General features: G+C 38.2%; 11 protein-coding genes and 1 pseudogene. All 12 read left to right on the forward strand.

What is annotated here, in order from left to right; all coding sequences use genetic code 11:
• The first annotated feature begins 3 nt into the window (after positions 1-3).
• On the forward strand, positions 4-285 hold the full coding sequence (locus tag QT76_RS03110) for a DUF3240 family protein (RefSeq protein WP_000880306.1): 282 nt from the start codon (positions 4-6) through the stop codon (positions 283-285).
• 315 nt (positions 286-600) lie between these two features.
• The gene (locus tag QT76_RS03115) at positions 601-2,247 is read left to right on the forward strand and encodes a dynamin-like GTPase family protein (protein WP_033616551.1); all 1,647 of its coding nucleotides are present in this window, start codon (positions 601-603) and stop codon (positions 2,245-2,247) included.
• A gap of 2 nt (positions 2,248-2,249) precedes the next feature.
• Positions 2,250-4,586, forward strand: a complete 2,337-nt coding sequence (locus QT76_RS08375) for a dynamin-like GTPase family protein (protein ID WP_033616552.1) — start codon at positions 2,250-2,252, stop codon at positions 4,584-4,586.
• A pseudogene (locus QT76_RS03125) lies at positions 4,583-6,520 on the forward strand (dynamin family protein). The gene QT76_RS08375 and the pseudogene QT76_RS03125 overlap by 4 nt, the downstream one beginning before the upstream one ends.
• Before the next feature lie 330 nt (positions 6,521-6,850).
• Entirely contained in the window at positions 6,851-7,789 is a 939-nt protein-coding gene (locus QT76_RS03135; RefSeq protein ID WP_033616554.1) for an NAD(P)H-dependent glycerol-3-phosphate dehydrogenase, read from the forward strand.
• Positions 7,790-7,799: 10 nt separating this feature from the next.
• Positions 7,800-8,696, forward strand: coding sequence for a glycine--tRNA ligase subunit alpha (glyQ, locus tag QT76_RS03140; protein WP_033616555.1), 897 nt, complete (start codon positions 7,800-7,802; stop codon positions 8,694-8,696).
• 1 nt (position 8,697) lies between these two features.
• Positions 8,698-9,429 carry a GTP cyclohydrolase I gene (locus QT76_RS03145; RefSeq protein ID WP_033616556.1) on the forward strand — a complete coding sequence of 244 codons (732 nt, stop codon included), beginning with the start codon at positions 8,698-8,700 and terminating at the stop codon, positions 9,427-9,429.
• Between the two features lie 9 nt (positions 9,430-9,438).
• Positions 9,439-10,203 carry a zinc ribbon domain-containing protein gene (locus tag QT76_RS03150; RefSeq protein WP_033616557.1) on the forward strand — a complete coding sequence of 255 codons (765 nt, stop codon included), beginning with the start codon at positions 9,439-9,441 and terminating at the stop codon, positions 10,201-10,203.
• On the forward strand, positions 10,204-11,385 hold the full coding sequence (gene waaA / locus QT76_RS03155; RefSeq protein ID WP_033616558.1) for a lipid IV(A) 3-deoxy-D-manno-octulosonic acid transferase: 1,182 nt from the start codon (positions 10,204-10,206) through the stop codon (positions 11,383-11,385).
• An 11-nt stretch (positions 11,386-11,396) separates the two neighbouring features.
• Positions 11,397-12,125 carry an RluA family pseudouridine synthase gene (locus QT76_RS03160; RefSeq protein WP_033616559.1) on the forward strand — a complete coding sequence of 243 codons (729 nt, stop codon included), beginning with the start codon at positions 11,397-11,399 and terminating at the stop codon, positions 12,123-12,125.
• 9 nt (positions 12,126-12,134) lie between these two features.
• Positions 12,135-12,986 carry a prolipoprotein diacylglyceryl transferase gene (gene lgt / locus QT76_RS03165; protein WP_033616560.1) on the forward strand — a complete coding sequence of 284 codons (852 nt, stop codon included), beginning with the start codon at positions 12,135-12,137 and terminating at the stop codon, positions 12,984-12,986.
• Entirely contained in the window at positions 12,986-13,618 is a 633-nt protein-coding gene (gene rdxA / locus QT76_RS03170; protein ID WP_033616561.1) for an oxygen-insensitive NAD(P)H-dependent oxidoreductase RdxA, read from the forward strand. Before lgt ends, rdxA begins: the two co-directional genes overlap by 1 nt.
• Positions 13,619-13,664: the final 46 nt, after the last annotated feature.

The following is a 13,664-nucleotide window of genomic DNA, read 5'->3' on the forward strand; positions in this document are numbered from 1 at the left end:
CGCATGCTGGCTTTAGAAATTTATATTGATATTTGCTTGAAAGACGCTTTAATAGATTATTTGTTTGAAAAAGGCTTTGATGATTTTTTTTATGTGGAATGCTATAAATACGCCGCTTCTTCATTGCTTTTAAGCCAAAAAGAGCAGGTGAGCGGGCGCAAAGACTACGCTAAATTCAAGCTTTTTTTAAGCGATGAGATCGCTTTATCTCTAGCAAAAGATTTAAAAAATCAGTTCGCTTCTAAAGAAATGAAATTGTTTTATTCTCAAACGCATGGGTTGTAAGGGTTTAAGCCTTATTGAATTTCAATATCCTTTATTTCCGCTTTTTTCCAAGAGGTTATCGTTTGATTAAAATCAAGCTCTTTAATATTTTTGAGCTTTTTTAGTTTTGATTGTGAAAAATCAAGTATAATACCCACCATTAAATGGTGCTAGGAGTTTGTAATGATGATTATTCTTAAAAATTCGCTTTCTCTCTCTCTCTCTCTCTAGTCAGCCGTTTTATCTTTTCACCCCCATATAAACCCATACCCATATTTTATTTTAGGGATTTTTGCGTCTGATTTAGTTTTTAATTTTTAATATAAAGGATTGGTAATGATTTTACGCGCGCAAACGAATTTTGTGGAGTTTTTAGAACAGGTTTTAGAAGTTTTAAAAGAAGTGGAGATCGATAAAACAGAATGCTCTACTCTTTTAGCGAGCATTCAAAAACAACAGCTTGTGATACCCGTTGTGGGGAATTTTAGTGCAGGCAAAAGCACGCTATTAAACCGCTTTTTAGGCAGCAGCGTTTTGCCTACCGGTATCACACCAGAGACTTCTTTAGCCACTGAGTTGCACTATAGCGCTAATGAACGCATAGAGGCTTTTTCAAACAATGATGAAAAAGCAGAGAGTTTTGAACTGAATGAGCAAAGTTTTGAGGCGATTAAAGAGAATGCGGCGAAGTATTCCTATCTCAAGGTTTATTTGAATAATGAAGCCCTAAAAGATAGCGCGCCTTTAGTGTTTGTGGATATGCCTGGGTTTGATAGCCCCATTTCAAGCCACACCCATGCCATTTTGGAATATTTAGAAAGGGGCGTGCATTTTGTCATTCTTGTAAGCGTAGAAGAGGGCAGTCTCACTAAACGCATGGTTAGGGAATTAAAAAACCTTTTAGAGTTTGATAAAGGCCTTAGCTTTATTTTGAGTAAAACGGATTTAAGAACGCCTTCGCAAGTAGAAGAGATTTCTCACTATATTCAAGAGCAAATCCAGGATCACCTTGATTTGACAACGCATCTTATTTATTCTAATAAAGACAATAACGCTCTTTTAGAGGTGGCGGATAAAATAGACGCTGAAAAGCTTTTTAGCGCTTTGTATTTGAAACGATTGAAGTTTTTAAATTCCCGGTTACAAAACAGCCTAAAAAGCGTGATTAAAAGCTTTGATTATTCTAAAGAAAAGGCGTTAGAAGAAATACAAGCTTTGGATTTGAGCGTTAAAGACATTGAAAAAACCTATGAAAAATTAAGGGCTAATTTAGAAGAAGAATATTCTAGCGTGGCTGTGGGATCGGTGGTTAAAAAAGTAGTAGGAGAGGTTAGGGATCAAAAATCCTATTTAGCCTCTTTAATCAACAAGCCTAACGAGTTCAATAGCGAAATAGAAAGCATCATGCAACAAAGCTTGATCAAAAACGCTAAATTAGAGATTGAAAAGATCAACCTTTCTTTTTCAAAAGATTTTTGCGCAGAATTTGAAAGCTTGAACAACACGCAGCTTTCTAGCGGTTTTTCTGTAAATTTAGAGCATAGCCTTGAATTAGGGATCAACGCTTTAAGCGTGATTTTATCCAAGCGCCCGGCTACAAGACCCTTTGCACTGATCTTGCAAGGGTTAAAACCTCTTTTAAAAGATTTATTGACATTCTTGCCTGATATTATTTATTCGTTCTTTAGAAATGCGGAAAGAGAGCTAAAAAAAATAGAAAACTTGATTGAAGAAAAAGTGATACCAGAGGTTGAAAATCATCTTAAAAAAGTTTTACCAAGCTTGTTTAACGAATGCTTGGAAAAATCCCTCAAAAACTTAAAAGATCAATGCGAGCTAGAAATCACGCATAAAAAACAAGAAATTGCGCTCGCTCAAACAGAAAAAGAAAAACACCTAAACGATCTAGAAGATCAAAAACAAATCTTAGCAAACAAAATTAACGCTTTAAGCGATTTAGAACAACAATATTTAAAGGATTGATAATGAACGAACAAGAACTCCTTAAAAAAAGCGCTTTGATTGAAAAGGTCATTGCAGAGTATGGTTTGAAAGAAAGAGCAGGGCCTTTTATCAGCGAAAACGCTGTGATTAAAACCGAAGTTTTAAAGCAAACGCTTCAAGAGATGCGGCCTAAAGACAGGAATCTTAAAGTCGGTATCATCGGGCGCGTGAAAGCGGGAAAAAGCTCGCTCTTAAACGCTTTGATTTTTGAGGGTAAAGAAGTTTTACCCAAAGCGGCAACGCCCATGACGGCTAGCCTTACCGTTTTAAAATACGCTGAAAAACTGAGCGCTGAAGTGGAGCTTTACAATGAAAAGGATATTGCAGAGCTTAAAAACGACTATGAAAGGTATGAAAAAGAGTTTCAAAGGATTGTTGATGAAGAAGTCAACAAACAAAAAGAAAAACAGAGTTTGGCAAATAGGGCTAAAGAGGGATTTAAGAATCTTAGCAACAAGTTTAGCGGAAACAAAAGCGATAAAGAAGCACCCAAAGAGAGGGTTTTAAGCGATGAAGAAATAGTAAAAAGGGCTGAAAGGATCGCTAAAGATAAATTAAAAGGGGACGAAAAACTCGTTTCATCATACGATCAATACGAAAAAATGAAAAAAAGCGGATCGCTCAACACGAAAAACTTAGATCCGCGCATTCAAGCCAACAGCTTACAAGATCTGAATCAAAAATTGCTCCAATTCGTGGGCACGGACGGGAAGTATATGCCCTACACTAAAGCGGTGCAAATTTCTTTGAATAACCCCAATCTTAAAGATTTGGAAGTGATTGACACCCCGGGAGTGAATGATCCGATCGCTTCCAGAGAAGAGCGCACCAAAGCCTTATTGAAAGATTGCGATGTGGTGTTTATTGTAAGCCCTTCTAATCAGTTTTTAACGGATAGCGATATGAGTTTGTTTGACAGGGTTTCTCATAAAGAAGGCCTTCAAGAAATTTATTTTGTGGCAAGCCAAGCCGACAGCGCTGTTCTTTCTATGAGTGAAGTGGAAAAATCCAACCAACACCTCCCTACAGCCTTTGAAAACGCGCAAAAAGTCCTTTCATCTCAATTAAATAGCATCATGGGAGCGTTGATTGAAAACTACCCCAACCAACGAGGGATTTTTGAAAAAGCGATCAAAAATGGCGTCATTTTGGCTTCAGGGGTTTGCTTTAGCATGTATAAAGATTTTGAAAACCAAGCTTCTTGGGAAAGAAACCAAAAAACAGAAGAGTATCACAATGCCTTACGGAATTTAAAAGATTTTTACCCTGACGCCTTTAACAGCGTTGATAAGTCTAAAGAAAGCTTATTGCTCTTAAGCAATATGAGCGCGATTGAAGAGCGTTTAAAAAAAGCCGCAAAAGAGAAAGAAGAAATCATTTCTCAAAGATTGCAAGATTATGCACAGAGCCAAGCAAACAACCTCCATTTATTAATAGCGCAGTTATTACAAGACTTAGAAGAAGAAAAAAAGAGGATCAAAAACGCTGATATGGGGGCTATTAAAAAGCAAATAGAGGCTTATGAAAAGCTCTCTGGTAACATTGAAATGAAGTTTAGGGAAGCGTATGAAGAATTTATCTTGCATTTCATCAACAATATTAGAGTTGGCTTGGAAGAAACATTGAAGAAAGCTATCCAAACGGCTAAAACGCGCTCTAGAGAAGAAGAGGAAGAAGAGCATTATATTGAAAGGGTGAAGCAAGGCGGTTTGGGAGGTTGGGCAAGATGGTTTGGTAGCATTGTTGGTGAAAAGGGTTGGGGCTATAATGAAGTAGAACGCACAAGAGCAACCATTAAAGCCGGAGCGGTGCTTGATTATTTGACAGAGATGCATGAACGCTGCGAAAATGCTTTGAATGACAGCGCTAATTCTTTTAAAATCGTTTTTAGAAAAGAACTCTACGCTAAAATCTTTTCTCAATTGCGCGAAATCATCTCTGATGATTTGATTGATGAGGTGGCTTTCAAAAAAAGCGTGGATGCTGTCTTGGATCGCATTGAATTTAAAAAGTTTGATTATGCCGATAAGCTTCCTGGCGAGATAAGGGGGAAAACTGGTAATTTAAAAGGCGATGAAGCTAATGCTTTTATACAAAGCGTGGAAAATCATGTGAGGGATTTTGAAGCTGAGGCTAAAAAAGATGTGAAAGGCTATATCCAAGGTTTAAGAGAGGCTTTAGAAAGGCAAAACTTCGCCAGCGATACGCTTCAAAAACTTAAAGAAAACATGCAAAACTTGCACAATCAAGTGCAAAACAAAGAGCAATCCATCGCTCAATTAGACGCTCAAATCAAGGCTTTAATGGGGATTCAATGAGTATTAATTTTTTTAATGGTATTTTTAATAACAATAGCAGGGCTGAAAACCACCACAATACAGAGGGTTTAAAAGAACGCTACGATCTAATCGCTCGTATTTTAAACGCTAAAATGGAAAATGAAGGGATAGAAGAATACCAGCAAATCTTAGACAACGAGTTTTTAGAGTTCGCTAGCGGTGTGGATTCGCTCAAAGAAAAGGAAATAGCGTTACTAACGCTCCAAGAAATCCAAAAAGAATTGCAATTGGTGGCGAGCTACCCTAGTTTGTTCCAAAAAACCATCGTTGCGGTGGGGGGAGGGTTTAGCGCGGGCAAATCCACTTTTTTAAACAACTTGTTGGGCTTGAAATTAAAACTCCCTGAAGACATGAATCCCACCACAGCTATCCCCACTTATTGCTTAAAGGGTAAAAGAGAAGTTTTAATGGGGTTTTCTCAAAATGGGGGCATGGTGGAATTGCCTAATCTCGCTTTTGACCATCAGTTTTTAGACTCTCTTGGCTTTAATTTAAAAGAAATCATGCCTTTCATGCTTTTGAGCGCTCCTAGCGTGCCTTTTGAATTTTTATGCTTCATAGACACGCCTGGTTTTAACCCCGGCAATCAAGGCTATACGGGTGGGGACAAAGAAGCCTCTAAAGAATCCCTAAAGCATGCTAAACACATTCTATGGCTCGTTAGTTGCGAGCGTGGGGGTATTGAAAGCGATGATTTAGAGTTTTTGCAAGAATTATACGAAGAAGAGGGTAAGCAGGTTTTTATCGTATTGAGTAGGGCTGATAGGCGCACCAAAAGCCAGTTAGAAGAAGTCGCTATTAAAATTAGAGAAACTTTAAAAGATCATGGCATTGAATTTTTAGGGATTTGCGCTTATAGCGCTACAAGGTATCAAGAAATTAAAGAGTTCAGCGAAAAAAGCAAAGTTTTTGACTCGCTTGAAAAATTTTTAATGAAATTGAATCAAAGGAGCGAGAAACAAAACGAAATTTTAGGGTATTTATACGAGGTGCATTCCATGTATGAAAGGGCTATTAAGCAAGACGCTAACAAATTCAAACGCTACCAAAAGGCTTTGCATTCTATCAAATTGGATTTGATGCAAAAAGGCTTTGATGATTTCAACGATGCTGCTTTTAATAGAATTGAATCGCTCAAAAAAGAATTTTCTGAGAAAGAAGAATCTAAAAGAGAGGATTTAGCGCGATTGAACGGAGTGATTGACTTGTTTAAAGAAAGCGTTGATAAGGTTTTTGATCGTGTGAGCGCTTTCACTTTTGAAAAATACAAAGAACAAAACGACGACAAAGAGGACAACTAAGCAAACTACAGGGAATTTGAAGAAATCAAAGAAATGGTGCTGTATTTTAGGGATCGCAGTTTGTTTTACTTGGATTGGTATGAATGGAGTCAAGAAGAGATCCAAGAAGAAAGAGAAAATGTGGATTATAATAATGAATTTCTCCAATTAGACTATTCTTTAAAAAATTTGTCAAGGCTTAGGGAATTTAAAGAAAGACATAATGAAGTTTATCAAGAGTGCTTAAACGATGAGGAGCTTCAAAATAATTTGCGGGAGTGGAGGGGTTTAAAAAACACACCGGAAGAAATAAACCGCCGAGAGTTTGAAGAAATCAAAGAAATGGTGCTGTATTTTAGGGATCGCAGTTTGTTTTACTTGGATTGGTATGAATGGAGTCAAGAAGAGATCCAAGAAGAAAGAGAAAATGTGGATTATAATAATGAATTTCTCCAATTAGACTATTCTTTAAAAAATTTGTCAAGGCTTAGGGAATTTAAAGAAAGACATAATGAAGTTTATCAAGAGTGCTTAAACGATGAGGAGCTTCAAAATAATTTGCGGGAGTGGAAAAATGGCGATAAGCCGCTAGGCTATTTTGAAAGACTTTTTAATAATTTGTTTGGCAAATAAGAAAACAGCAATTAAGAATTTAAAAATGCTGAAAGCATTTTTTACAATCAAAATAAAAGAGCTTGCGTCAAGCAAGCGATAACCCCTTGAAGCGGTATTCTTGGGTTAGGGGGATACTTAAGGAGGTTAAGGGGGAGAGTTATTTCAAAATACCTCCTATCCCCTTAAACAATGAGTTTAAAGTAAAGTAACCAAAACCCCATTTTTTAAAATTTAAAAATTTTTTAAATACCCTATTTTTAATCAAAGACAGCGTTTTGAATGTAAGGGCTATTTTAAACTTATTATTGTAAAATGATGAGTTTTACAATCAATGAGATTAGGAATTTAATGGAAATTGCAGTATTTGGTGGCGGGGCGTGGGGGAGGGCTTTAGCCTTTGCTTTTGGAGAAAAGAATGAAGTGAAAATCATTTCAAGGCGGGATTTAAACGAGCCGCTAAAAAAGCTCAATGACGCTTTAATTTCTAAAGGTTCTGCCCCCATAGAGCAAGTGGATTTAGAAAGAGGCTTAAAAGCGGTGCTCTATGTGATCGCTATTAGCGTGCAGCATTTAAGAGAATGGTTTCAAAACGCTTCTTTACCCAAAGACGCTAAGGTTTTAATCGCCTCTAAAGGGATAGAGGTTTTAAACAAGGCGTTTGTGAGCGAGATTGCAAAGGATTTTATTGATCCTAACCATTTGTGTTTTTTAGCCGGCCCGAGTTTTGCGGCTGAAATCATTCAAGGCCTGCCTTGCGCATTAGTCATTCATTCTAATAACCAGGCTTTAGCGCTAGAATTTGCCAATAAAACCCCCTCTTTTATCAGAGCTTACGCCCAACAAGACATTATAGGAGGTGAAATCGCTGGCGCGTATAAAAATGTGATAGCCATTGCTGGGGGGGTTTGCGATGGCTTGAAATTAGGCAATAGCGCTAAAGCGAGTTTATTGTCTCGTGGTTTAGTGGAAATGCAACGCTTTGGGGCGTTTTTTGGGGGGAAAACAGAAACTTTTTTAGGGTTGTCTGGGGCTGGGGATTTGTTTTTAACCGCTAATTCTATTTTATCCAGGAATTATCGTGTGGGTTTGGGACTAGCCCAAAACAAGCCTTTAGAGGTGGTGTTAGAAGAGTTAGGCGAAGTGGCTGAAGGGGTGAAAACGACCAACGCCATTGTAGAAATCGCTAAAAAATACGGCATTTATACGCCCATTGCGAGCGAATTAGCCTTGCTTTTAAAGGGTAAAAGTGTGCTAGAGAGCATGAACGATTTGATTAGACGCGCTTAAAGGAGAAAGCATGCAAGATTTTTCAAGTTTGTTATTAAAATTACAAGAATATTGGAAGAATCAGGGTTGTTTGGTGATCCAGCCCTATGATATTCCTGCAGGAGCTGGGACATTCCACCCCGCCACGCTTTTAAGGAGTTTGGATAAAAAGCCGTGGAATGTGGCGTATGTCGCGCCCTCTAGAAGGCCTACTGATGGGCGCTATGGGGAAAACCCTAACCGCTTGGGGAGTTATTACCAATTCCAGGTGGTCATCAAGCCTAGCCCTTCTAATATCCAGGAACTCTATTTAAAAAGCTTAGAAGTGTTAGGGATAAACCTTAATGAGCATGATATACGATTTGTAGAAGACAATTGGGAGAGTCCGACTTTGGGGGCATGGGGGCTTGGCTGGGAAGTGTGGCTTGATGGCATGGAGGTTACGCAATTCACTTATTTCCAGCAAGTGGGGGGCATTGCTTGTAGCCCTATCCCTGTGGAAATCACTTACGGCTTAGAAAGATTGGCGATGTATGTGCAAAAAGTGGAAAATATCCTAGAGATTGAATGGGCTAAAAAGGATAATGACAGCGTGCGTTACGCGCAAGTGCATTTGGAGAGCGAATACGAGTTCAGCAAGTATCATTTTGAAATAGCGAGCGTAACAAGGCTATTAGAAATGTTTAAAAACGCTCAAGCCGAAGCCTTGCATTGCTTAAAAAACAAGCTCCCCTTACCGGCCTATGATTTTGTGATGCTATGCTCGCATTTTTTCAATATTTTAGACGCCAGAAAGGCGATTTCGGTGGCTGAAAGGCAAAATTATATTTTACAAATCAGGGATTTAGCCAAAGGGTGCACGCTTCTTTATAAAGAGCAAGAAGAAGAAAGGGAAGAGCGTTTAAAAAACGCTTTAACAAAGGCTTAAAATGGCGTTAGTTAAGGAAGTGTTGGAAGTTTTGAACCGCCTTTCGCCTTTTGAACTCCAAGAATTGTGGGATAATAGCGGGTTGAATGTGGGGAGTGAAAATAGCGAGTTTAGCCAGATTGTCGCATGCTTAGAAATCACGCTTCAAATCGCTCTAAACGCGCCGCAAAACGCCCTAATCATCACGCACCACCCTTTAATTTTCAAGCCCTTAAAAACGCTTAATGATGAGGCTTATCCGGGGAATATTTTAAAAATCTTAATCCAAAAAAACATTTCAGTCATCAGCATGCACACCAATTTTGACAAAACGCATTTAAACAAGCATTTTGCACACGCGCTTTTAGGGTTTGATGGCTTGATAGAAAAAGGCCTTATGTTAGTGAAAGAAAACGCTAATATAGAATTTGATGCGCTGTTAGAAAGGATTAAATCTTCTTTAGGGGTGGGACAATTAGCGTGTGTCAAAAGTTCTCAAATGATTAAAGATTTAGCGTTTGTGTGCGGATCGGGAGCGTCCATGTTCTCTTCTTTAAAAGCGCAAAGCTGTTTAATTACAGGCGATGTGAAATACCATGACGCTATGATCGCTCAATCTTTAGGGATAAGTTTGATTGACGCCACGCATTATTATAGCGAAAGGGGTTTCGCACTCATTGTGGCTGAAATTTTGCATTCTTTTAATTATTTGGTTACAATAGAGAATTTTAAAAACCCCTTGCAAATCATTTAAAGGAAAGCGATGAACACCCACCTCAAACAATTGATTGAAATTTCGCATTTGGATAAAGAAATTGACTCCTTAGAGCCATTGATCAGAGAAAAACGAAAAGACTTGGATAAAGCCTTGAATGATAAAGAAGCTAAAAATAAAGCGATTTTGAATTTAGAAGAAGAAAAATTAGCCCTAAAATTACAGGTTTCTAAAAACGAGCAAACCCTACAAGACACGAACGCTAAAATCGCTAGCATTCAAAAGAAAATGAGCGAGATCAAATCCGAAAGGGAATTGCGTTCTTTAAACATTGAAGAAGATATTGCTAAAGAACGATCCAACCAAGCCAACAGAGAAATTGAAAACCTGCAAAATGAAATCAAGCATAAAAGCGAAAAACAAGAGGATTTGAAAAAAGAAATGCTAGAGCTTGAAAAATTAGCACTGGAATTGGAAAGTTTAGTGGAAAACGAAGTCAAAAACATCAAAGAAACCCAACAGATCATCTTTAAAAAGAAAGAAGAACTCGTGGAAAAAACCGAGCCTAAAATCTATAGCTTTTATGAAAGGATCAGAAGATGGGCGAAAAACACGAGCATTGTAACGATCAAAAAACAGGCTTGTGGGGGTTGTTTTATCAGATTGAATGATAAGATTTATACCGAAGTGCTAACGAGTGGGGATATGATCACTTGCCCGTATTGCGGGCGTATTTTATACGCTGAGGGCGCGTATGAAAACAGCGCTCAACCTCCAAAAGAAAGCCAAGAAGAAAGCCAAGAATCCGTTTGATTGTTTAAGTTTTTCTACCTTTTATGTTTGACTTTGGGGCATCTTTTTGGTGCGCCTTTCATCTTTTTTTGGAGTTTTAAGGAAAAATACCGCCATTCTTTGAAAGCCCGTTTTTTTCTCAAAGACAATTTTTTAAAAAGCGAGCCGGTTTTTTGGTTTCATGCATGTTCTTATGGGGAGGTCAAATCCTTAGAGCCAATCATTCAAGCTTTAAAAGAGCCGATTTTAATCAGCGTTACCACTAATACCGGTTTTGAATTAGCCACTCAAACTTATCAGCATTCTAAGCATATAGAAGTGCGTTACATGCCTTTTGAAACCCTATTATTTGCATGGAAAAAAAACTTAAAACGCTTAAAAACTTTGGTGGTTACAGAAGCGGAATTGTGGTTTAATGTGTTTGATACGGCTCAAAAATTAGGGGCAAAAACCATGCTCATTAACGCTAGGATCAGCGTTCGCTCTTACCCCAAGTACCAGCGTTTTTCTTTCTTTTATGCGATTTTATTCAAACGCATCGATTTGATTTTAGCGCAAAGCAAGGAGGATAAAGAGCACTTGTTGAATCTAGGGGCTAAAAAAGTGGTGGATTTTTTGAATATCAAGCGTTTTTCAAAGCCTGTGATCACTTCGTTTTACCCTAAAAACCCAAGCGCTTTAAACATTGTTTTAGCCAGCACGCATGAGGGCGAAGAGGAGTTGGGGTTAAAAGCGTTTTTAGAATTGAAAAAGACTTTTAAAAACGCAAGACTTTTTGTTGTGCCACGCCACCCTGAGCGTTTTAAAAGCGTGCGGAATTTGTTGCAAGATATTTTAAAAACGACGCTTTTTAGTTTGGAGTGTTTTTCTTCAAAGGGTTTTGTGGAATGCGATATTTTGTTAGTGGATAGCTTGGGGGAATTAAATAACTTCTATGCGATCGCAGACATTGTCATTTTAGGGGGTTCGTTTGTCAAAATGGGGGGGCATAACCCTTTAGAGCCGGCGTTTTTTAATACGCGTCTAATCACAGGAGAGCATCTTTTCAACCAAGTAGCGTTGTTTGAATTAGTCAAGCCTTATAAAATCGTTCAAAAAGAGGATCTGTTAGACGCTCTTTTAGATTACAAAAATTTAGGCGTGGCGCGTTTTTTAGACAATGGGCATGATTTAAACGAATTGCTCGCATTGATTAAACATTAAAAAGGATAAACATGGAAAAAGCTTATAAAATATTGAGCGTTCAAGAAAACATTTCGCATAAAAAAGCCAAAGCTTTGATTGATTTGGGGTTAGTGAGTGTAGGGGGGAAGAAATTGATGGTCGCCAGAAAAGAACTCCACAAAAACACGCGCTTTAGCGTCCAAAAGGTTGAAAAACCCAGCGTGATTTTTGAAGATGAAAACGTTCTAGCCCTTTTTAAACCCCCTTTTATAGAGAGCTATGATTTAGTTTCTTTTTTCAAAGGTTGGGTTTTGTTGCACCGCTTGGATAAAGAAACAAGCGGGGTGATTTTATTGGTGAAAGAAAATTCAGAATTCCACTTAAAAGCTAAAAAGGCTTTTAAAAATAGGGCGGTTAAAAAAGAGTATTTAGCGATCGTTCAAGGCATTATAGAAGAAGAGCGAGAAATTAACGCTCCCATTCTTACGATTAAAACCACTAAAGCGTTTAGCAAGATCTCTAAAAAAGGGCAAGAAGCGGTTACGATCATCACGCCTTTAAAAATCATCAATAAAAAAACCCTTTTAAAAGTGGGAATCAAAACCGGAAGAACCCACCAAATCAGAGTCCATTTAAAACATATCAACCACCCCATTATAGGCGATACGCTTTATAATAACGAGCCAGGTTCAGCCAAACGCTTGATGCTCCATGCACATAAAATCGCGCTGCTAGGGTATGAATTTGAAGCGATCCCCCCTAAAGAATTTGAATTTTAAGGATTGATTATGAACGCTTGGAATACGATTTATGATCAATTTAACCCTATCGCTTTTAGTCTTGGCAGTATTGAAGTGCATTGGTATGGTTTGGCGTATGCGTGCGCGATTGTTATCGCTTTTTACATGGCGTTGAGAATGATCCAAAAAGACCCCAAACGATTCCCCATTGAAAGGAAGGAATTTGAGAGTTATTTTTTATGGGCGGAGCTTGGCATTGTGCTAGGGGCAAGGATAGGATACATTCTTATTTATGAGCCTAATTCTGGCTATTATTTGACGCATTTTTGGCAAATCTTTAACCCTTTTGATAGCCATGGGAATTTTGTAGGCATTCGTGGGATGAGCTATCATGGGGGGTTGGTGGGGTTTTTGATCGCTTCGTATCTTTATAGCCGTAAGGATTTGAAAAAGCTTTTGATTTATTTGGATTTGATTGCGATTAGCCTGCCTTTAGGGTATGTTTTTGGGAGGATTGGGAATTTTTTAAACCAGGAGCTTTTGGGGAGGATTGTCCCCAAAGACAGCCATTTAGGGCAAATCATAGGCATTATGGTGGATAATGAATTGCGTTATCCTAGCCAATTGATTGAAGCGTTTTTAGAGGGGGTTGTCGTGTTTTTAATGGTAATGTGGGCTAAAAAACACACCAAAACGCATGGGTTGCTGATTGTGGTTTATGGCTTGGGGTATTCCCTGATGCGCTTTATTGCGGAATTTTACAGAGAGCCGGATAGCCAAATGGGGGTTTATTTTTTGAATTTGAGCATGGGGCAGATTTTAAGCTTACTTATGGTAATTGTTTCATTAGGGATTTTATTGTATGCTACGAAAAATTCTAAAAAAATAAAGGAAGAATAATGAAATTTTTGGATCAAGAAAAAAGAAGACAATTACTGAACGAGCACCATTCTTGCAAGATGTTTGATAGCCATTATGAGTTCTCTAGTGAAGAATTAGAAGAAATCGCTGAAATCGCTAGGCTATCGCCAAGCTCTTACAACACGCAGCCATGGCATTTTGTGATGGTTACTAATAAGGATTTAAAAAAGCAAATTGCAGCACACAGCTATTTTAATGAAGAAATGATTAAAAGCGCTTCAGCGTTAATGGTGGTATGCTCTTTAAGACCTAGCGAGTTGTTACCACACGGCCATTACATGCAAAACCTCTATCCGGAGTCTTATAAGGTTAGAGTGATCCCCTCTTTTGCTCAAATGCTTGGTGTGAGATTCAACCATAGCATGCAAAGATTAGAAAGCTATATTTTAGAGCAATGCTATATCGCTGTGGGGCAAATTTGCATGGGAGTGAGCTTAATGGGGTTGGATAGTTGCATTATTGGAGGCTTTGATCCTTTAAAGGTGGGCGAAGTTTTAGAAGAGCGTATCAATAAGCCTAAAATCGCATGCTTGATCGCTTTGGGTAAGAGGGTGGCAGAAGCGAGCCAAAAATCAAGAAAATCAAAAGTTGATGCAATTACTTGGTTGTGATTAAACAAAATCAAAAACTTTTTAACTATAATCAAACCTAAATTAA

The organism is Helicobacter pylori SA37A, assembly GCF_000476015.1.
GTDB classification, from domain to species: domain Bacteria; phylum Campylobacterota; class Campylobacteria; order Campylobacterales; family Helicobacteraceae; genus Helicobacter; species Helicobacter pylori_DB.